The sequence below is a fragment of the Thalassoroseus pseudoceratinae genome, from assembly GCF_011634775.1.
Taxonomy (GTDB): domain Bacteria; phylum Planctomycetota; class Planctomycetia; order Planctomycetales; family Planctomycetaceae; genus Thalassoroseus; species Thalassoroseus pseudoceratinae.
Genome location: NZ_JAALXT010000002.1, coordinates 544,842 through 566,824 on the forward strand (window position 1 = coordinate 544,842; position 21,983 = coordinate 566,824).

Annotated in this window: 13 protein-coding genes and 1 CRISPR repeat array; of the genes, 3 read left to right on the forward strand and 10 right to left on the reverse strand. The window is 55.2% G+C overall.

The window, feature by feature from the left end; genetic code table 11:
- The first annotated feature begins 189 nt into the window (after positions 1-189).
- The gene (locus G6R38_RS07750; RefSeq protein ID WP_166822406.1) at positions 190-1,608 is read left to right on the forward strand and encodes a DUF1254 domain-containing protein; all 1,419 of its coding nucleotides are present in this window, start codon (positions 190-192) and stop codon (positions 1,606-1,608) included.
- 39 nt (positions 1,609-1,647) lie between these two features.
- A complete protein-coding gene (locus G6R38_RS07755; RefSeq protein ID WP_166822409.1) occupies positions 1,648-3,807 on the forward strand; it encodes a hypothetical protein in 2,160 nt (719 codons plus the stop codon).
- A gap of 158 nt (positions 3,808-3,965) precedes the next feature.
- On the opposite strand, the gene G6R38_RS28385 is transcribed toward G6R38_RS07755, so the two are convergent.
- The 3 genes from G6R38_RS28385 to G6R38_RS07770 all read right to left on the reverse strand — a co-directional run bounded on the left by G6R38_RS28385 (position 3,966) and on the right by G6R38_RS07770 (position 7,440).
- Positions 3,966-4,199, reverse strand: coding sequence for a SpoIIE family protein phosphatase (locus G6R38_RS28385; RefSeq protein WP_390881381.1), 234 nt, complete (start codon positions 4,197-4,199; stop codon positions 3,966-3,968).
- Between the two features lie 173 nt (positions 4,200-4,372).
- Positions 4,373-6,619, reverse strand: coding sequence for a cation:dicarboxylate symporter family transporter (locus tag G6R38_RS07765; RefSeq protein ID WP_206028500.1), 2,247 nt, complete (start codon positions 6,617-6,619; stop codon positions 4,373-4,375).
- Positions 6,620-6,945: 326 nt separating this feature from the next.
- Entirely contained in the window at positions 6,946-7,440 is a 495-nt protein-coding gene (locus tag G6R38_RS07770; protein WP_166822418.1) for a heparinase II/III domain-containing protein, read from the reverse strand.
- A 235-nt stretch (positions 7,441-7,675) separates the two neighbouring features.
- On the opposite strand from G6R38_RS07770, the gene G6R38_RS07775 reads away from it, so the two are divergent.
- The gene (locus G6R38_RS07775) at positions 7,676-8,164 is read left to right on the forward strand and encodes a hypothetical protein (protein ID WP_166822421.1); all 489 of its coding nucleotides are present in this window, start codon (positions 7,676-7,678) and stop codon (positions 8,162-8,164) included.
- Between the two features lie 698 nt (positions 8,165-8,862).
- On the opposite strand, the gene G6R38_RS07780 is transcribed toward G6R38_RS07775, so the two are convergent.
- From G6R38_RS07780 to cas1c, 7 genes are all read right to left on the reverse strand, one after another.
- The gene (locus G6R38_RS07780) at positions 8,863-9,930 is read right to left on the reverse strand and encodes a reverse transcriptase domain-containing protein (RefSeq protein ID WP_166822424.1); all 1,068 of its coding nucleotides are present in this window, start codon (positions 9,928-9,930) and stop codon (positions 8,863-8,865) included.
- The gene (avd, locus tag G6R38_RS07785) at positions 9,927-10,277 is read right to left on the reverse strand and encodes a diversity-generating retroelement protein Avd (RefSeq protein ID WP_166822427.1); all 351 of its coding nucleotides are present in this window, start codon (positions 10,275-10,277) and stop codon (positions 9,927-9,929) included. Before avd ends, G6R38_RS07780 begins: the two co-directional genes overlap by 4 nt.
- A gap of 116 nt (positions 10,278-10,393) precedes the next feature.
- Entirely contained in the window at positions 10,394-15,955 is a 5,562-nt protein-coding gene (locus G6R38_RS07790) for a protein kinase domain-containing protein (RefSeq protein WP_166822451.1), read from the reverse strand.
- Positions 15,956-16,224: 269 nt separating this feature from the next.
- Entirely contained in the window at positions 16,225-16,392 is a 168-nt protein-coding gene (locus G6R38_RS07795) for a hypothetical protein (RefSeq protein ID WP_166822454.1), read from the reverse strand.
- Positions 16,393-16,407: 15 nt separating this feature from the next.
- Positions 16,408-17,088 (reverse strand): IS66 family transposase, encoded by a 681-nt coding sequence (gene tnpC / locus G6R38_RS07800; protein WP_261345371.1) that lies wholly within the window; start codon positions 17,086-17,088, stop codon positions 16,408-16,410.
- A gap of 41 nt (positions 17,089-17,129) precedes the next feature.
- Positions 17,130-20,432: a CRISPR direct-repeat array (repeat unit 32 nt; unit sequence GTTTCAATCCGCGCGTCCGCGGGGGACGCGAT).
- A 203-nt stretch (positions 20,433-20,635) separates the two neighbouring features.
- Positions 20,636-20,926: a CRISPR-associated endonuclease Cas2 gene (gene cas2, locus G6R38_RS07805; protein ID WP_166822461.1), complete on the reverse strand. Its 291-nt coding sequence runs from the start codon at positions 20,924-20,926 to the stop codon at positions 20,636-20,638.
- Positions 20,927-20,953: 27 nt separating this feature from the next.
- Positions 20,954-21,979 carry a type I-C CRISPR-associated endonuclease Cas1c gene (gene cas1c / locus G6R38_RS07810; RefSeq protein WP_166822464.1) on the reverse strand — a complete coding sequence of 342 codons (1,026 nt, stop codon included), beginning with the start codon at positions 21,977-21,979 and terminating at the stop codon, positions 20,954-20,956.
- Positions 21,980-21,983 lie beyond the last annotated feature (4 nt).

Genomic DNA, 21,983 nt, shown 5'->3' on the forward strand with positions numbered 1-21,983 from the left:
GAAATTTTTGAAACAATGCAGAGGTCGTTGATGCGAAGATCTACTGTCGGGTAATTCCAAATCAGTGGTTGATGTTGGCGCGGCTGATGGTATCTTGGCGAGGAATGGTCACACTCACCCAGGGAAGCTTATTCTTTGGAAACAATCACGAATCTTGTCCCTGATTATTGCCTTTGTCGGAACAATCAAATGCAAAGGACAAATGCCATCAAGATACGATGGCTCACAGTTTTGGGTTGCATCGGCCTGCTTCATATGGCACCAACGCCAGGAGTCGCTCAGAGGATCAGCGGGCAGGAGGCACACCAGATCGGGCTTGAGGCGTACACTTACCTCTATCCACTCATCATGATGGACGTGACACGGCAGGTCACCACCAATTACCCACCGGATCGCAAGCCGGGGATGGGACCGATGAATGCGTTTCATCACATGCGGGCTTTCCCGCCCGCAGATTTTCGCGAGGTGGTGCGTCCCAATTTCGATACGCTCTATTCCAGCGCCTGGCTGGATGTGTCCAAGGAACCGCTCATCGTTTCGGCCCCCGATACCGACGGGCGTTATTACATGCTGCCGATGCTCGACATGTGGACGGATGTGTTCGCCGTTCCCGGCAAACGGACGAGCGGTACAGAGGCGGCAAGTTGGGCCGTTGTGCCGCCGGGATGGAGAGGCTCGTTGCCAAAAGGAGTGGAGCGCATCGATGCCCCGACACCGTATATCTGGATCATCGGCCGGACGCAAACGAACGGCCCCAAGGACTACGCTGCCGTCCACAAAATCCAGGACGGCTTCCAGGTCACACCGCTCTCGCGATGGGGTAAGCCGGAGCCAATGGTTGCGAAAATCGATTCCAGCGTGGACATGAAGACACCGCCGATGGAGCAGGTCAACACCATGTCGGCCGTGAGGTACTTTGCATACGGCGCAGAACTGATGAAACGGCATCCGCCGCACATCACTGACTGGTCGATTATCGCCCGTATGAAGCGAATCGGATTGGAGCCAGGTAAGTCCTTCGATCTTGCCAAGGCTGATCCTGTTGTTCAGGCTGCGCTTGAACGTGTTCCTATGGATGCGCTTGAGCAGATGCAGGCCAAAGCCCCAACCCTGGCCCGAGTGGTCAATGGCTGGCAGATGAACACCGAAACAGTGGGAGTCTACGGCAACTACTATTTGAAGCGGGCAATCATCGCCATGATTGGACTCGGGGCCAACCAGCCAGAGGATGCGGTCTATCCGCTGTTTGTCGCGGACGCTGATGGAAAGCCACTCGTTGCCGAGAAGAAGTACGTTTTGCACTTCACCAAGAAAGAGATCCCGCGAGTCGACGCCTTCTGGTCGCTGACAATGTACGACGGGCAGGGATACCCTGTCACGAACGCGATCAACCGGTTTGCGATTGGTAATCGCGATGCACTGAAGTTCAACGCAGATGGTTCGCTGGACATTTACATCCAGCACAAAAGTCCGGGAAAGGACAAGGAGTCGAATTGGCTTCCCGCGCCAAAAAGTGGTGCCATGAGCCCGACCATGCGACTCTACGCACCCAAGGCCCAGATACTTGACGGTCGTTGGAACCCGCCCCCAATCCGCGTCGCCAAATAGCAAGATACCAAGTCACATATTCCATCGAGAGGGGTCACCATGGATAAGCATCAAGTCATATTGAGAGATCGACTACTCAACTGCGTCGGCGTGACACTCGTGTCGATTTTCGCCGTAATGACATCAACGACTTGCGCACAGTCTCCGCAGCGAAAAAAGAATCCATTGATCGTGCCGCCGAATCCCGTTCGTTTTGGTGATCGATCATTGGAAAGCACGATTCGCACGGACGAGCGATACGGGCACGACGGCTTATTTCAGGGGCCGCGTGGTTGGGTCTATTGGAAGTACATGGAAAACCCCAAGCCGATCCAGAATCCGAACTTGTGGCCGGACATGAGGTCAACGTACTTCATTGGACGGTTCGCGATGCCCACTGGCAGTTCCATGACACTGCGGGGAACATTTCCTTACGCAAGGTTCTTCCAATTTGCGCTTTACAAATTTGAACGCAATACGTTCGTTGCGTTCGGTGAGTCGCTAAGGGGGCCCGATATCGAACCCGATCCCGGCTCGACCAACCCCTTTCGCGTTGGTGCGAGTCGCTTGACGGAGAATCGAAACTTTACCATTCACGTACTTGCTGAAGACCCGCCCAAAGATGCGGATGGGCGAGCGAAGAACACACTCTATGTCGGCCGTGAAGGCAAGGACATACAAGGGGTCATTCGTATCTACTTGCCGGACCAGGATCAAGACGGGACAGGCTGGGGGCCACCCAACTCGTCATTCGGCGGACAAGGATTTCCAACTTACGAAGGAAAGCTTGCGGACGGCACAGAGTTGTCGGCCAAGCAGGTCGTCAATCAGTGGGCCAAACCGATTGCTGGCGAGACGACAAAGCCAATGACAATCGACCAATGGGTACGGCTGGTCAACGCAAAGGACAACGACCCGAAGCTGACACCCCAAACCTCGCCCGCTCGGAATCCACCCCAGTGGGAAAAGTTCACCACGATTCAGTACGGCGTGATTGGTGCCTTCAAATCCCCCACAGCCCGCGCAAAGATGCAATTTGGAGGCCCAGTAGAAGGCGGCGGTGAAGGCCCGTATCTCATGACCTACCTTTCACGGCAATTTGGCCCGGTGTATGTGATGCAGGGGAAAATGCCTACGTTTCCAGACACCTACGCCGGAAAACATGGCCGGGGGGCCGCGACGATGCCGGAAGCTCAGACGCAGTATTGGTCGCTGGTCAGTTGCGAATCTGTTCCCAGCGGACAAGTTGTTGACGGGCTAACCGACTTTCAGATTCCTCTGGACAAGGACCGCAACTACACGATTGTCGTCAGCCGGCCCGAAGACCGGCCAAAAAATGCGACGCTCGAAAACGGTGTGGCCTGGATCAAGTGGAGCCCTCGCGGCGAAGGGCTAGACGATCCACGAAATCGTTCAGACTTTGGCATGTTGATCCTGCGGATTATGGGCAACAATCCCAAGTGGAAACAACGCCCCGACAACATCAAGAAGCCGGGGACTGGCGAAGTCGTAATGGGGCCTTTCTTTCCCAAGGGCCATTACACAACCAAAGAGCAATTTGAGTCCAAGGGCGGTGCGACTGACACCCCGAAAGTCGCGATGACGACTGGGCAGGACAAGCAAATGACGCTCACGATGCAGACGCTAAAGAAGTCACGCGGCTATCTGTATTGTGAGCTTGTGTTTAACTATGGCAATAAAGGGAATGACATCTACAGTACTTCACCGCTGGCCGAGGCCAAGTTGAAGTGGTGGAACAATCTTGACCTTGATGCACTTGCAAAGGAGTTCGGAGCAGAATCGGTGTACAAGAACGGTCCACAATGGTGGTCGATGGATGAAGTCGGTGTCATGGCGTCCGCGCCAGTGAAAGTCGCCGGTGTCGACATGGTGTTCGGTGCCCACCTTCCGCCGGGCACCTTAGCGATTCCAAAATACACGGTCTTTAGTCCCGCCAAATTTCAGAACCTCGTCTGGAGGGCCGGAAAGCCGGTATACCAACTTGTGGATCCAGACGGCCACGTCTATGTCTTACAAGGACATAAAATCCCCACGAACAAACTCGCGACATTAAGCGAGAAATTCAAGCAACTCCCCAAGGGCTGGGAATATCGCGTGAAGACCTACGACAAGGACTTAGTCATGAAACTAACGCCCAAGAAACCGATTCCTTCCGTCCAGGACGAGTTTGACCAGATCTACATCCGGATTCCCGAATAGAGGTAAAACGGTCAAAATTGCGTTGGAAAGGACTGACTCCCGGTTTCCGGCGGTTGGTTCTATTATTTGTGGGATCAGGGTTTCGTCGTGTTGCAAGTTGCGCCCATGAAGCTTCGGGCTAACCACAATGTATACATCAACTCTCCCAACAGCAGCGGCTAGTCGATTTCAATCGCGAGAATCGAAAGGGCATCGGTGAGATGTCCGTTGGTGCTCCAGTTCACCACCTCTTGCTCGAACATTTCAACGCATTCGCGAAGAGGACTGGACTGGGTGTCGATGATCTCAGCCTTGAGCCTTTCCTCTCCGAATTGTTCCTCTTCTGAGTTGGCTTGTTCCACCACGCCATCAGAATATACGAACAGCAGCGCGGCTTCGATGGCTGAGGCGATTGTGTCGTCAAAGTGATTCTAAAACTGCGTAGGGTTTTCTCCACGCGTTCAGTTTGGGCAGATGGCCCGGAACAACGGGTTGTCCAACCTCTTTCCGTTCGGGAACTCACGAACTCGCGTTGGTGTCATAGATGGGGTGGCAATGACACGTTCGAGAATCGGTCTTGAGTTGATCAATCCGGAAGCCAGTGCAGCACATCTCGCAACACGCACCAGCGTGGCTCTTGCACCTGGGTTCCTTCTCCTTCCAACCAGTATTGTCGGAGCCGAGCCAGCGAGCCATCGACACGTTCGAATTCCAACCAGCCGTTGAGAAACTCGAGCCAAATGAGATCATTCTGTCGGGTCGCCATTCCAACCGGGCGTTTTATGATTGGTGTCGGGACAATGGTGGAATATTCGGGATACAAAATTGTCCAAGCCGCTCCCGCCTCGGCGGCGATGACTAGCCCATCGTAAGACTGCGAGTCGTCTTCGAAAAACCGCTCAATCGAATCGATGACCGTGATCTTTGCGGCAGGGTGCTCCCGCTTGGCTGCGATCGCTAAATCCTCTGAGACGACCGCCAACTGAAAATCGGGCAGGTTTTCGAAAACCGTCCATTGTTTGGCTTCATTTCTTCGATAGTCTTTAACAACCAACGCCAGAGTTGCAGTCTCGTAAGATTCGGTGAAACTAGCTTGGAGTCGTCTCTCCGGTTTGACGATCAACCCGCCAATCGCGATGTCAATTTCTCCAGATTTCAGTTGATCGACGGCTGTTTCGTCCTCAAAAGGGATGAATTCCAAGCGAAGGTCTAAACGACTGGCCAATCGATGGATGAGCTCGACATCCATTCCCACCAAATGTCCGTGCTGGTTTAGATAGCTATAGGGCAGATGCTGTGGGTGATAGCCCACGCGGATCACCTTCGTTTTCTGAATTCGGTCCAACGTCGATTCCATCGTATCCGAGGAGCCTGGTTGGGGTTCTCGCGACTGGAAAACTTGCACATCGTCATGAGGATCGGGAACTTCTAACGACAGAAATTTTTGATCGAGATCGTATTTCAAAACAGTTGAAGCTAAATACGAGTGTGCGGCTAGACCTCCTAGCAAACTGCAGAAGAAAAGGCCTAGCAGTGAACCCGCGAGAAACCGCCAACGGATGCGAAGTTTTCCCAGCATCGCTTGTTGGATAATTAATGTGAAGGCCATCAGATGCATGACTCCAACAATATCTCCCAGTCGCATCGTCACAAACCCCGGCGTGACGAACAACCCAATGAGATCCTGGGGAAGGTGGTATTGGTCGAGGAGATAGGGGATCGTGACAAGTGGACTTGCGAAACTCGAGACGGTTCCTACGCTCGCCATCACTAGGTTTTGCTTCGGAGTGAGATCCTGCCCGACATACCAGGCCGAAAACGAGACAAAAACGAAACTAAGGACTTTCCCCAAGTGCGGAAACGGGTAGGCCAAAGGCACGAGCACGTTCGCCGTGGCTTCCTCGTTTAACGTGTTCTCCGGGTTCTCCTGACGAATCAGCCATTCGCATTTCTCGACGATTTGCGGGAGAGTGACGAAGAGTTTGCCTGTGGCGATTGCGGTGTAAAGTGGTTCCTGGGCGGCCCGCAGCAGATCCCAATATCGAATACGAGTCAGGCTACAGACCAAAATCGGCAAGACCCCGAACACCGAAAGCAAACAAACCAATCCATAAAGTAGAAGATAAGCCTGCAGACGGGAGAGTTCTTCAAGACGTAACGTCCCCGCCGCCGATGCGGTCAAGGCAAATAACCCGATCGGAGCCAAGCGAACTAGAAAGAGATTGATCTGCGAAATCACCTGAGAGCAAAGGTCGAGAAAGTCCAGCAGAGGTTCTTTTTGTGGCACAGAGATGAGGGCGACTCCACAGAACAAACAGAACACGACGACCGCCGGAACAAATTCCTGTGAGAGCGAACGGAAAATGTTTGTCGGGATGAAGGTCGAGAAAAAATCGGGAGTCGATGTCTCATTTTGGATTTCGGAGGAGTGGAAAAAGGAAGCTCCCTCAACCGGAGGCAGAATCGTGGAGGCGAACGTCACAATTAGGATCCCGATCCCCCATAATCCCAGCAAAGTGATGAGGCTTTTCACTCCCATCTGTTTTGCCCGCGTTGCATTCAGTCGTCCCAGTTTAGCCACCAAGGAAACGGCCAGATAAGGCAATACCGTCATCTGCAGAAACCCCACATAGGCACGTCCCACAACTTGGAGAAAACTGCAGTATTCTCCAAACAGGATCCCACACACTATGCCGAGACCGAGTCCCAGAGCAATCCAGCAGCCCGTGCGGCGTGGCTTGGGCTTCTTGACAACTTCATCAGGCGATTGGCTCATTGAATCGACTTCCTGGTGGTGTTCTTTCAGAACTTGAGCATCACGTGGGTCGGGCAAATATGGCATCCTATTTTGAGAGTTTTCATGTTCTCATTCTAGCCCGGGGCTTGTCATGTGACGGGATTCGGAATCGACGCGATCGCGGCGTTAATGCGCAATTTGACATCGGTCGAATGAACCGATCGTCCAAACAACCAGTGACCACCACTCAAGAAGAACCAATCTTCCGTTCATCTGACTGCTTGATCTGTCGCAGAATTTTCGTGAATTCTGACTGACACGAAAGTCCTTAGAGCAGTCTACTTTTGACCGTAGCGGATTCTGTGTTGTGAAAATACCGGGTCCTCGCATTCGTCGCGGGACACAGAAGACCGTAATACGGTCTAGGCACAAGCAAAACTGTTAGATTTGATGGAACCCGCAGAGTGAGAACAACTGGCTCGAGATGATGAACGCTCATTTCCAATTTGGGGATTCAATGGATCGTTCGGGTCGGGAGCGAACCACCCGTGGGTATGAACCCCCTCGGCGTACTCGAAATGGTCATCAGTCACAAACCGGCGCGGCTCGGCCGAATGGCCGTCGATTTCGACGCGGTAAGGGATGCGGGCTTGAACACCGTCATCAACGATGAGCGTGTTGTAAGCTCGCGTCGAGCCGGTATAGGCCGCGAACGGACCACCCGCGTACGAACCCCGTCCGCCACTGGCCAAAAGTTGGTGTCCACCGTAATCCAAATATATGTTGAGCTTGTCTTCTTTCCCGTGACTGGCTCCTACCCACACCGGCCTTGTATGACGTTTCTGTTCGTAGCCTCGCAGCTTCGGTGAGAATGCGACCGGCGGCGAAATCAGATCGGTCCTTACGCACGCATTCACAGGCTTCCTCCCCACGGTTCGTCGCCCAACCGCAGTTGTCCTCACCTCGTACTTTGTCGATCGGAGCGATCATTTGGTATACTGACCTCCTTAAGACTCCCAGTCTCGGACAGGGGACTTGCACCCCATAAAATCACGCCCATGCCGAGCGTACCCATGCGGTGAACGGGAGCCGCCGATGACGCAAGTTGTGAAATCATAGTTTCTTCGCGGCGGCCCCGTTACCGCCGTCGTTATGCCGCAACCTACTATGCTCACCATGCAGTTCTTCACCGACGAGATGTTCGAGGCGGGCACTGCCCACGAATCTTACCTGCGATATTGGATCGCAAATCGCAAGCGTCTGCCGAACTGCATTCTGCGTATCAATCGCGGCATGCTTCCGGATCATTTCTTTACAACGCTTACCGACGCGATCGACCTCCACGACGCCCGTCTTCAAACCGTCAATGCTGACTTGCCGAACGTCGCGCTTCACTTTCAAGGCGACAATCACGGAGCACTACGCGACATTATGCTGCACTACACCGGAGTCACCGCGTGCACTCCAATACCGCACCGACTGCTTGCTGACGAACCGCAGTCCGATTTGATGTGTCATGAAACAACAATCGTTGAAGTCAACAAGTTCAATCACAGAATGCTGTTCGCCAGCTCGGACATCATGTCGATCGATTTCACAGCCCTTGGAATTGAGTCTGTCGATCATCCGCAACCAGCGTAGCGCGGCATAACAATCGGGTAAGGGCCACCGTTACCGGTGACCCTCTCCACACCACCGGACGTGCGGGTCCGCATCCGGCGGTTCAACGAAGTTGAGCAAGCTTGGCCCATAGTGTCTTCAGGCTGAGCAGTCCTCGTTCGGCCAGCCACGCATCGGTCAGCCCCACACCGCTGGCAATGGTTTTAGCGGAGTTGCGGCCGATCGTGGCGAAGGTAGATTGGGGGGAAACAACGGGGATGTGGAATAGGATTCGGTGAATTGATTCGTTGCCACAACTGCGGAGGTTTTTTCCACCGACAGCAGTTCGGCCAAATGAAGAAATGCCGAAGTTTGTCCATCTTCGCGGAGTTGAGGAGTCGGTGGATTGTCGGCGATCGCATTTTTGGGGCATCAAAACATGACCCGGCAGGGCGTTCGAGCCGTTGGCCTACCAGACCTGCCGGGCCGGTTGTTGATTTGGTCGAACGGAACGAAGTCCCTCCGACACGGGACGACGTTCTGAACTTTGCACTTGCACGCTCCGCAGGACATCAGAAATGGCCTGCGGATTCTGGCATGATAGGCACATAGCCTGCCGCAAAGTGCTGGACGGACGAAAACCGTTATTGTTGTTACGGTTCGTCGGCACATTGTTGTTACGCTGGGCGGAACGGAGGTTCGACGATTGATTGTTGAACGATCCGCCACGCAGCACACGGCTACTCAGCCGTCGCCCTCCGGAATGCGATTGTATCAAACAAATACGTCCGCAGGCGATGCGTGTCGGCTTGCCGGGCATGGCCCGACCAACTCATCAATCGCTGTTTGATTTCTGGTAGCCCAATTTCCCCTTCACGGTATTGGGCCTGCATCCGGCGAACACGCCGCACGAATCTCCACACGTTCTCTTTCGCCAGCAGTCGATGCGTGGGAAACACTCGATAACCCAAAAACCGAATACCCTCCTCGACCGGGAAGATTGTGTTCTTACGGGAATGGAGTTTCAGGCGTAGCTGGATGAGGAATTCGCTGATCTGCTGCCGGGCTTCGTTCAGTTGTCGTTTGTCATCGGAGAACAACAGAAAATCGTCAACGTAACGGACATAGCCCTTGAATCGCAGCCGTTCCTTGACGAAGTGATCTAACGGGTCGAGGTAGACGTTGGCGAAAAACTGGCTGGTCTGATTGCCGATTGGGATGCCTCGTCTTCGTTCGCCGGGCGTCAATAGGTCATCTCCGGGAAAGTGATCACGGACTTCTTCCTGTGGATTGCTGCCGTCGATGATGAGTCCCGACAGCCATAGCACGTCCGGGTCTTTGATCTTGCGGGCCACCTGTTCCTTGAGGATGGCGTGATCCATCGAAGGGAAGAACTTGCGAATGTCGGCCTTGAACACATAGCGGAATCGCCGGGCAAACTGTTGGCAACGGTTCACGGCGGCGTGCGTACCTTTTCCCTTGCGGCAGGCATACGAGTTGGAAATGAAAGTCGGCTCGAAGATCGGTTCCAGCACGCCGGTCAACGCATGATGCACGATGCGATCCCGGTAAGGTGCGGCACTGATGAGCCGCTTCTTCGGCTCGTAAATGTAAAATGAGCGATAGTGGCCGGGGCGATAGGTCCTCTTTTGTAATTGCTCCCGCAACTTCCAGAGCTCCCGTTCAAGATTGAACTCGTAGCGGGCCACAGCGGGGCGGAATCGTTTGCCTCGTTTCGCCTTCTCGGAGGATCGCAGCAGATGCTTGAAGGATGTCAATGTCGGCCAGAGATTCCCGTGTCGTTTCATCGACCTGTCTTTCCTGATCGCAGCCAGCCACCGACTAGTTTGCCGATCTCGTCAATCTGCTTGGCGGCGAAGGCGTAGCTCTTCACTTGCAGGCATTGCAGGTCTTTTGCCAGCCGCATCTGGAAGCGGAGGATTTCCAGTTTCAGGTTGGCATCGTTCAACAGTGGCGTTCGCTCCCGGCTGTACTTCGCCTGAATCAGCGTTTCCAGCAAATCGTAGAGTGTGCGTTCCAATCGCTCCCCCAAAACAAAACGATGCTGCCTTGGAAAGCGTCCCGTGTGGTTGCAACTCCACAAGATCAGGTCGTAGGTCTTCGTGATGATGACCAGTTCTTCCTCTTTCTTCATCGTGGCCTCCGTTGTTTTCGCCAACGGCAGGCCGAGTTAGACTCTGCCAAAATGGCAGGTGGCGATTTTCAAATTTCGACCGCCTGCGGCGGTAAGAGGTAAAGGGGTAAGGGTGTTCAGTTGTAAGTTCTGGACGGACGAAAACCGTAAGTGACGTTACGGGCCGACGGCACATTGTGGTTACGCTGGGCGGAACGGAGGTTCGACGATTGAAAGTAGAACGAACCGCCACGCAGCACACGGCGAGTGTTCGCATGGACGGGTGACATAGGGCCGCTGGTCGGGTTTTGGGACCACTCCCAGACATTTCCATGCACATCGAACAGCCCCAAATCATTCGGGAGCAGAGTTTCCACCGCATGTGTGTGACCAGATGAAGTTCCGCCGTACCATGCAAAATCTCGCAATAACGGAACCGGCTCGCCAAAACTATAAGCTGCTTCCGTTCCCGCACGGCAGGCCAGTTCCCATTCGGCTTCACTCGGCAAACGATAGCCGCTCAAAGTTTCGTAGTTTTCCTTGATCGTCATGCCGTCCTCATACTTCCCGGCCGAGTTTGGAACGTAAATCCATTGATCTTCTGGTATTCCTTCCTGCTCACTCAACCAGTTGCAGTAGGCAGCCGCCTCATACCAAGTTCTCGCAACGACCGGGCAGTCTTCGCTGGGTGTTGTCGAAGGATCGACCGAAAGTTCTGGCATAAAGCGCCGAAACTCAGCCACGGTCACTTCATGGCTGGAAATGGCAAAGCTGTGATCAATTTGACTGTTACCCTTCTCCGCTGAATTGGGAATTACAATCATCGTTTGGCCTTGCCCGTTGACGTACCAGCGGCGAGTGATTTTAAGCATTTCGTTTTCGAGTTTGGCGAGTTCTTCTTTCAACGGGATTGAAATTTTTGAAACACTTGATTGCCCCATTTCGGTCATCGCCAATAGCAGACTATTCTCAGCTTCATCAGACCCATCCCCTTGAACCTTTCCAAGACCGTTAAGATAAAACTGCTCCATTTCGGCCTCGGTCAGCACTCGGTCGTAAACTCGAATCTCGTCAATTGCCCCGTCCAGTGGCGTGAACGTGAACAGCCCAATCGGGCGGGTGCCAAAATGAAGTGGGACAGGCGACTCAATTAACTCCGATTTCAAGGGGCGGATTCCATCGCCGGGGGTCACTTCCTGAGCTTTCCCATTTACGAAGATTCGCATTCCTTCAACCGTCTTCGTGCCGTCATAGGTTATGACAATGTGATACCAGGAGTTGGGTTCGTTGGAAGCCTTTTCAGTCATACAAACTAAATACCCGGTTTGGCCGTTGAGATGGAACTGTATTGTTCCCGAACCAAGATGGAAAATCTCTACACCTTGTAGGCGGTTGTCTTTGTCTCTGTTGGAAAGAAGTCCGGCACCTTTCTCGTTCTCCCGGAACAAAAACCAACCTGCCAGGGAAAACGGCTTTTCGGTATCGATCTTCAGTAAGTCGCCGGTAGCATAGGCACCCTCCCGCAATCCCATGGCATTTCCAATGACTCCATCCGTGATCTGAGGTTTGGTATCACCATGGAGGTCGAGCCTCGGTTCTTGTTCCGTCGTATCATCGCCAGCAGGCAGCGTGTCGAATGTATAATGTAGTTGAAGAGCGTCATCAGATGAGGGTGGTAACTCCTGATACTCTTTGGAAATCTTCTTGCCCCATTCTGCAATTTGTTCCCAGCGTTGTTCCTTGATCTTTGCCTTTGTTTTCTCGATTTGTTCTCGGAGAGCAATCACGCGCTGTTTCTGATCCTCACTCAGAGTAGGTTCCCCCACAGGCAATTCCGACAACTCAACGCCCCATTGCCTGAGTGTCCATGAAGCCGAACTGTGAATCCCCGAATCAGGGTGATTCACATAAAGTTCCTCGAGTTGCTCAGCAATTCGCTCTCGATCCGAAGCCGGAATCTGGCTCATATCCAGACCACCAAGGCTTTGAATCAAAGCCCGGCGAATCGACACGTCGTCTTCCAACTTGAGACGAGCAGCCAGCGTGTTGTGGTTTGTGCCGAGTTTTCCCAAATAACGGACGATGAAACTTCTCAATGACGGATTGGGTGTGAACTCCAGGAGCGGCCATACATCCTCTGCAAAACCGAGATGCACCAGAGTCACCGCCGCCAAGGCCTGTCGTTTCCAATGGGCGTCTCGAATTTTCTGTTCTTCGTCAGAGAGTAGATCGTTGGTTTTGTCGAGTTTGGCAGACATCTTGGCATTCATCTCGGTACGCAATTGCTGCTCGACTTCCGAGGCATGGGGTTTTAGGGCCTCAACGAGAGGGGAAAATTCTTCGATTTCATCCGCGATGAGGATGGCTTCAGTGAGTTCGTCGGGTTGGTCAGACCAGTATCGAGCCAAGGCCAGTGCTGCCGTTTCCCTTGGTTTTTGGGAGTCGTTGCGATCGTTATGAATCGCCGCAAGAGATTTGGTCAAGTACTGGCTGGCAGGTTGAAAGAAGTCGAGCCAATCTCCGAACGTCACCGACGAAGTTGAACCCGTCAAATACTGAGTGACAAACGGAACAATTTCCTCCCAACGCTCATCCTCCGCTGAATAAGTTGCCAAAGCCGCTGCTGCTTGAAATCGTTGGGCCGGTTTGACTTCCTCATTTTGAACCAATCCCCACAAATCTTCGGTCAGTTGATCTTCGTGGCGTAGCAAAGCATCTCGGACAACGGGGAATTGGTCCAAAGAGCAGACGGGCAGTTGCTCAGTCAGATACTCGATTTGACCAGAATCAACCGGCAGCAAGGCAAGGGATAGGTGAAGTTTCTCTGGTGAACCATCTTCGGCTGCTTCGATGCGAGTCTTGAGCATGGGATCCGCCCACTCTCGCAACTCATCGAGATTGAAAACGATGTTTGGTACTTGAGAAATCTCGGCCTTTTGGAGTGATTCGACGAGTCCTCTGGCACGGGTACTTTGGTTCCCAGTAATCATCGACTGGCGAATGCTGACCCCACCGTAGCCAGTGCCAAACAAAAGCAGCATAAGCAGCAAGATTCTCAACCCGTGAAACCGCCCGGCCTTCTTCATCATCTTCCGTTGCGGTTCCGTCCACTTCTTCTTGTCGGTCAGTTTCCGAATCCTGATCGTTTCGTACCACGACGGCAGATGCCGATTCTCGGGCTTGGCATTCCACAAACCGGCCCGCTCTTCCAACCGCAACTCGGCCCGGCCTCGTTTGGTTTCCTGCTGCTTGCGGGTAAGCCATTCTCGGAGCGATGGCACCAAGTAGTCGTGGGTCAATTGGTAGTATTTGGAGCCGGGGTCGCTGCTGGTTTCGGACTGGAAGCCCTCGGGATCGGTGGGCGTGATGAGCCGTAGTTCGCCGTCCAGAATTCGCAACAGTTCCTCGAAGTCAGCAGGACGATTCTTGTAACCCGACGCTTCCAAGAGTTCATCATGCGACCGCATGTGGCCCTTGATGTCACTGCCCGCCTTGGGCAGCAGCGAACGCAGCACATTTCGGGCGGCTTGTTGATGCAGGCGATGTTCTGGGTTCGCATTTCTACTGCTAAATGTATCCTCCAAAAAGTTGACACCAATGCCTTTGGTCCCACCAACTTCTTCGAGCGTGCTAATTCGCCACGGTTTGCCTTTGACCATCTCGGCAAACAGGGCCAATCGCACACAGACGACTTGACCATCTTGAGACAAACCAGACGCAACCTGACTGACAAAATTACGTTCCTCATCCGTCAATTGACTGGTTTGAGTGGGGAGCTTTCCAAACGCTTGCCCAAACTTGAAAAGAACTTTCTCGGCGTGGTCCACATCGAATAGGTCCACTGTGGCAAAGTTGTGGCCTTCAAGAATGCGAGTTTCCAATGCCCGCATAAAGCGAGAAGCAGCCATTGAAAAGTCATCTCGCACCATCAGAATTGCTTGCAACTTACCACCATCACAATGACGCAGGGCACTCACCAATTCGCTTGTTTGTTCCGAGCGATGCGAATGAAGCCACTGTTCAAATTGGTCGAGTACGATAAGTACCTTGGGGCCTTCACTTCGTCTCAATAGAGTGAGCGTTTCCACCAGTCCCAACGATTCGGACAATTCCGGCAACTGCTTTCGTAAGCCTCGTAGAATTCGTGTTTCTGTCTCTTCGGGGGTGGCTTCCACATAGACCGCCACGACATCGTTCGAGAGCCGAGTCAGTAGTCCCGCTTTGACCATTGAGGACTTACCGCATCCACTCGGGCCGTAGATCAATCCCACTGTGAAAGTCTTGTCAGGGTCAGTCTCTTCAATCCGTGTCTTCCAAAACTGGATGCTCTCTGGTAGTCCAACTCGATTCCGTGGACCCGGTAGCAACTCCAAAAAGAAGTCCGAATCACTTGCGTCGAAGGACCGCAGGCCTTTCGGAACGATCTGATGAGATTTCGTTGCCTGTTCCGGGCCTTGCTGCCAATGCAACAGGTCGTCGGCGAGTTCCGCTGCCTTGGCATACCGATCCGAGGCACGCTTCGAGAGCGATTTGAGGCATATCCGTTCCAACTCGACGGGCACCGAGTCATCCAATTCTCGTGGAGGCCGAGGCTCAGTCGAACTGATCTGGACCATCAACTCATAGGCGCTGCTACCGTGAAAGGGACGCCTTCCCGTGAGGAGTTCGTAGAACACGATCCCCAAACTGAAGATGTCACTCCTGCCGTCCAGTCGGTGTCCTTCCCCACGAGCTTGCTCGGGACTCATGTAAGCCGGTGTGCCAGCGATATGGCCTTCGGCCAGAAAATCGTCCTCTCGAATTGCGAGGCCAAAATCGGTGACATACGGCGTGCCAGTATCCTCTTCCAGCAAGATGTTGGCGGGCTTCAAATCTCGGTGGATCAACCGACGATCATGGGCGTGTTGCAGAGCTTGGGCGATTGTTGCCAAGAGTTGAGCCGAGAGGTTGGCTGCAGGCCGATCTTGCTCAATGCGGTCTTCTAAGGTCTGGCCGGGAATGAATTTGGACACGACATAGACCGAACCATCGTCCGTGCGACCCATGTCGTACACCGGTACGATATGCGGATGATCCAACTTGGCAACCGTCCGGGCCTCGGTCAGATAGGCTTCCGCATCTTCGGGTTTCTGGAATCGTTCTGGCCGGGGTTCTTTGATCGCGACCCGTCGTTGCAGTTCCACGTCTTCGGCCAACCAGACTCGACCAAAAGCGCCTTCGCCCAAGAGTCTCACGACCCGATAACGGCCAATCTGGTGACTGTCAATGATCGTCTCGGAAGCGACTGTCTGAGTGGAGGCGATACCTTTCTCAGCGTTGAGCGATACCTTGGTGCCGTACGTGACATCCTGATCGACATCGGATAATCGACTGCGAAGCGTATCGCTGATATCAGCAAATCGAGACGTAAACTCATCAATGCTGGGAGACGTGTCGCCTTGTTGACGAGCTTGGTACTCCCCGACCGCCAATTCGAGCTTGATGCGAGGATCGGCGGCGAGATCGGGGAGATTGGCCAGATAGTCCTCGACCCTCAGCGGGAAATTCGTCTGCCAGCGATGTTTCTGGTCTTCGAGCAAAACGGCCAATTGTTGGGCGATACCCAAACCATTCTGCTGGGCAAGAAATTTGAAAACATCGGGTGGAGTTGAGTTGGCTTGCCACAGTTTCTCAATTTCTCGTGCCAACTCAGCGGGCATACCACAACCTTCATGGATCAACGGGGACAGATGGGTTGAGGGAAATCCTGATTATCATGGAAAACGTGTGGGAATTCAAGAATTTCCACAACACCGCTGGAGTTGCGCCGGCTTTCAAACTCGCTACGGTTGCATCAACCGCCAGCTCGAAGAATTTCTGCCAAGACGCATCGGTCTGATTTTCGGTGTGCGACCTCCACACTTACGCGAATTCTCGAACGGAGGGTATTTTGCGGAATGTTGGTAAGCGTTCGGTTTAGCCATGGGGGTTATTGACGCTTTTTTCGGCGTTGGGTTCGTTTGGCTTTTTGGCGGGCTCGGGTTTGGCGGGTTTCTTCGAGGCGGTCGGTGAGGATGTGTTCGGGGTGGGTGGCGGCCCAGTGGTTAGGGAGTAGTGCGTCGAGGTCGGCGGTCTCGGCGGCGAGTTTGACGAGCACGTCGGTCAGGTAGGACTACGGTTCGAGGTGATGGCGATTGGCTCCGGCGAGGATCGTGAACAACACCGCCGCCCGCGGGCCAGCCGACTTGTAGCCGAGAAACAGCCAGTTGCGGCGGCCGATTGCTTGCGACCTCAGAGTCCGTTCGCTGAGATTGTTGTCGATCGTGCGTCGACCGTCTTCCGTGTACAAGCGAAACGCCGACCACTGATTGCGAGCGTAGCTGACCGCTTGACCTAGGTTTGACTTGGGCAGCTCACGCAAAGCCCACTCATCGAGTGCGGATTTCATCGACTCTAAGATTGGCTGAGACTCACGCTGACGCACAGCCTGACGTTCGGCGATCGAAGTTTCCCGAACGCGATCTTCGATGTCATAGAGTTGCCCAAACCACTCCAGCATCTGCGCGCTGGCACGCGGCGATTGCGATCTGGCTTGCTCGAACTTGCGGCGAATGTGCGCTCCGCAAGCGACGCGGACGATCGCTCCGTTTGAACCGGTGACGATCCCATCGTAGCCGCCGTAGGCATCGGCGTGCATCGTGCCCTGATAGTCCGCCAGAAAACTGGCCGGTCCGTCGCGGCGGCGGCTTTCAGTGAAGTCGTAGACCGAGTACGGATTGGAATCGTCGCCGATGTACGTCCAGAATCTCGCCAAGCGACTGCCGCCTTTGGCCTGTCGATCAAGCATTCGCACTGGGGTGTCGCTGCCAATTTCAACATAGACAGCGGCAGGTAGTTTCAATCCGCGCGTCCGCGGGGGACGCGATGGTGTGCCCTCAACTCTGACGTTGTCCACCAGCATGTTTCAATCCGCGCGTCCGCGGGGGACGCGATGACACGTTTACGCTGACGATCAACGGTAAAAACGTGTTTCAATCCGCGCGTCCGCGGGGGACGCGATGGAGACAACACGCCCATCTGCCACAGCGTGTTGTAGTTTCAATCCGCGCGTCCGCGGGGGACGCGATCTTTCGCTAGTTTGCGAGCTTCGGACGGTGTCATTCCAGTTTCAATCCGCGCGTCCGCGGGGGACGCGATCGAGCGTTTGGTGATAGCCCCGCGTCTGGGTATGGTTTCAATCCGCGCGTCCGCGGGGGACGCGATTTTGAGATGGGGAAATCAGCCCACGACGACGTGTTTCAATCCGCGCGTCCGCGGGGGACGCGATACACATCGACACGATTAACGGTGCATTTGTGGTCACGTTTCAATCCGCGCGTCCGCGGGGGACGCGATGATGTTCGACAAACTCAAGAATATGGATTGGTGGTTTCAATCCGCGCGTCCGCGGGGGACGCGATCTTCACCGCTAGTCGAGGCGTCGCACCGTTCCCGTTTCAATCCGCGCGTCCGCGGGGGACGCGATGCCCATTCACCAGTTGAGTGACGGACTACCAACGGTTTCAATCCGCGCGTCCGCGGGGGACGCGATCAGAGCAAGCTGACGCCGACATCGACAGCACCGGTTTCAATCCGCGCGTCCGCGGGGGACGCGATTAAAACCCATTTTCAACACACCCCAACACATTCCAGTTTCAATCCGCGCGTCCGCGGGGGACGCGATACGTCGTGCCATCAGCAACACGTTCCCCGTCGATCAGTTTCAATCCGCGCGTCCGCGGGGGACGCGATACGTCGTGCCATCAGCAACACGTTCCCCGTCGATCAGTTTCAATCCGCGCGTCCGCGGGGGACGCGATCATTCAGTGCCGGAGATGTTCCCGACACGCCGTGGTTTCAATCCGCGCGTCCGCGGGGGACGCGATCCCGCCAGTCTCGCCAATCACGTGAGACTCGCCAAGTTTCAATCCGCGCGTCCGCGGGGGACGCGATTTGTGCGTCTCGCGTTGGCTAACCAATTGGGCAGGTTTCAATCCGCGCGTCCGCGGGGGACGCGATCGACTGGTCTGATTTTGAGAGAGCTTTCACGAAGGTTTCAATCCGCGCGTCCGCGGGGGACGCGATGAGGATTTTCCGGGTGACATTATCCGGCTTCATCGGTTTCAATCCGCGCGTCCGCGGGGGACGCGATGGGTTGAGAGATGGGAAAGTCGGCACATGACGACGTGTTTCAATCCGCGCGTCCGCGGGGGACGCGATGCGACCGTCGCGGAGTAGTCCCGCATTCGCCGACAGTTTCAATCCGCGCGTCCGCGGGGGACGCGATATCGTCCGATGAGTTTACGGTTGTTGATAAGTGGTTTCAATCCGCGCGTCCGCGGGGGACGCGATTTTAGCTTACCCTCGCATCAACAGTTCCACAACCGTTTCAATCCGCGCGTCCGCGGGGGACGCGATGCCGACAAGCTGCGTTCGATGGTTCTCAAAGAAGTGTTTCAATCCGCGCGTCCGCGGGGGACGCGATTTCCTCATCGTCAGCGGTGTCGGCCTCTTTGTCTGTTTCAATCCGCGCGTCCGCGGGGGACGCGATGAAGATGTTTTCGCGGACGAACCTCCAGTTGTCGAGTTTCAATCCGCGCGTCCGCGGGGGACGCGATCGCCGGATGATTGCATGCACGCTCACACAGCGGATGTTTCAATCCGCGCGTCCGCGGGGGACGCGATGCGATGCAGGACTTCTACAAATACGAAATTGACGCATGGTTTCAATCCGCGCGTCCGCGGGGGACGCGATCACGTCGGCTGTACTGATCAGCTTGTGACGACCTGTTTCAATCCGCGCGTCCGCGGGGGACGCGATGGCGGCTGGTATCAAGAGGGGCTACTCGTTTGGCGTGTTTCAATCCGCGCGTCCGCGGGGGACGCGATGGGAGCAGTGTTATCGGGCCAAATCGGGAGATTCGGTTTCAATCCGCGCGTCCGCGGGGGACGCGATCAAGATCGTTCGGCAACCGACTCGATTCTGCTCGTGGTTTCAATCCGCGCGTCCGCGGGGGACGCGATAGGGCAGCGTGAGAATTGCAGGCACGGACGATGTTTCAATCCGCGCGTCCGCGGGGGACGCGATTGGCAACGATAGACCCTGACGATCCATTGCAGCAAGTTTCAATCCGCGCGTCCGCGGGGGACGCGATATTGGGTCGCTCGATAACATTCGCAAGTTGCTGACGTTTCAATCCGCGCGTCCGCGGGGGACGCGATTCTCACGGGTGACACGGCCAAGCGACAAACCACGAAGTTTCAATCCGCGCGTCCGCGGGGGACGCGATAGTCACGCCGGTTGGTCAGAAGTAACAGCCTATGATGTTTCAATCCGCGCGTCCGCGGGGGACGCGATCTCGCCAGTCACGACGTACCGCCGTCGGAGAGACGCGTTTCAATCCGCGCGTCCGCGGGGGACGCGATGCCCTGCTGTCAGTGTGCAGCGATCGGCGACGGTGTTTCAATCCGCGCGTCCGCGGGGGACGCGATCACTCAACAGCCTCGTCAGCGGTGAACCAAGTTTCTGTTTCAATCCGCGCGTCCGCGGGGGACGCGATATTCTTCGGCATGACGGACGCACAATCGAAGACTCTGTTTCAATCCGCGCGTCCGCGGGGGACGCGATATTTGCGCCAGTTCACAGCGTCTACTCCATTCCAGGTTTCAATCCGCGCGTCCGCGGGGGACGCGATCTCGCCAACAATCACGCAAGCTCATTCGATTACACCGTTTCAATCCGCGCGTCCGCGGGGGACGCGATCCATCGCAATCACTGACGCGATCGAAGCTGCAAGTGTTTCAATCCGCGCGTCCGCGGGGGACGCGATGCCCAATCCCACACGTCAAACTGTGGATCGCACGTTTCAATCCGCGCGTCCGCGGGGGACGCGATATCCGTGGCGACTTCCAATTGATCAGTCGCATCCACGTTTCAATCCGCGCGTCCGCGGGGGACGCGATAAGACGATGGAGCAAATCCATCAACACCATCGTGTTTCAATCCGCGCGTCCGCGGGGGACGCGATCGTGAACAGCAAATTCGGCCGACCTTGTGGGATGTTTCAATCCGCGCGTCCGCGGGGGACGCGATTCCGGTGTACGCCAGTCCGGACAGCTCGAACGTGTTTCAATCCGCGCGTCCGCGGGGGACGCGATCGCATCTGCGGAAGTTTCGATGTGGGCGAAAGTTGCGTTTACAAAATCGCGAATGTCCGGCCAGCAACGAATCTGTGTGCAAATGTTAGGATGCATCGTCGTCGAAAGTTCTGCTGGAATCAAGGTTTGAGGCAATCGCGAACCTCCCAGGATTTTCGTGCACGCTTAGGGTCCGCTCTTGAGGTGATCAGCGGTGGGGTGGACTACGCGATCAAGGGGTCGTCGACATCCCAACTTGGTTTGGCACCGTGATGTTCGACGCGCTTCCGCCAGTTTTGGCCGAGGTAGTAGAATCGGAGGCTGTCCTCGTCGACATCCGCTTCTTTGAGCAGGCGGTTCTTGCATTCGGTCCATTGGGCGGGATCGACTGACAGTTCGAACACGCTGTTTTGTACGCGTTGACCATAGTCCAAGCAAGTCTTGGCAACGCGACGCAGGCGGCGACGGCCTTCGGTATCACCAGTGGCCACATCGTAGGTGACGAGAACGTACATCAAAAAATCCCCAGTGAAAATCTTGGTTCAACGCCAGAGAAATGGCGGGTATTCGTCGAGGTCACTCCGCAGATGACGAGCCAACAATCGAGCCTGCAGGTGAACCAGCAGACCGACCGTGGTTTTCTCGCCGAGAAATGGGTGAGTCAGCTTGTCCTGCTTGCGTTTTTGATACGCCGACAGCACGGTCTTTCGGGTGTCGTCGTCCATGAGCACGGCGCCCGATTCACTCGTGCGAAACCCGTTGGGCGTGACTTGGCCGCGATTGATCAGACTAAGAGCCACGCGGTCGGCGAGGAAGGGACGAAGTTCCTCCATCAGATCGAGAGCCAACGACGGGCGACCAGGACGGTCTTGATGGAGGAAACCGACTTGCGAATCCAAACCGGCGGCTTCGGCGGCACTGCGGGCATCATGGCTGAGCAAACTGTAAAGGAAGGACAGCAACGCATTAACCGGATCGAGCGGCGGGCGGCGACTGCGGCCGTTCATCACGAATCCTTTGCCGCCCAGCAAGTCGTTCCAAACGCGGAAGTACGTGGCTGCCGCTTCGCCCTCGTAGCCACGGGCGGTATCGACGGACTTCGCATGCCGAGCTTCCCGTAATGGGTTCTCCATCGACCGGGCGGCGGCTTGCAGGGAATCTTTCACCTGCGAATTGGAGGAATCGCGAGCACTCCGCAGCAGCACGCTGCGACAGTTGGCGATCTTGGCGGCAACGATGTTCCGAGCGATGAACGCGGATTGGTCGGGATCATCGGCGGTGCGGTATTGGGTTCGCCTCAATAATACATTGCCGGGCGTGAAACCGACCACTCGCGCGAGCAACCGGCCGTGTCGGCTCATCAATGAAACGGTCACGCCGGCTTCCGCACACGCTCCGAGCAAGGCGGGGCTGGCACCGACGCGTCCGAAACAGACGATCCCATCGAGGTTGATCAACGGCACCCGCAGCTTCGTTTCCTTCTCGACCTTCACGCGGACGGCCTGGCCCTCCTTGGAAAGATAGCTGCCGTCAGTCACCACAAACAGCGTGTTGAGATGCCGTTTCATCTTT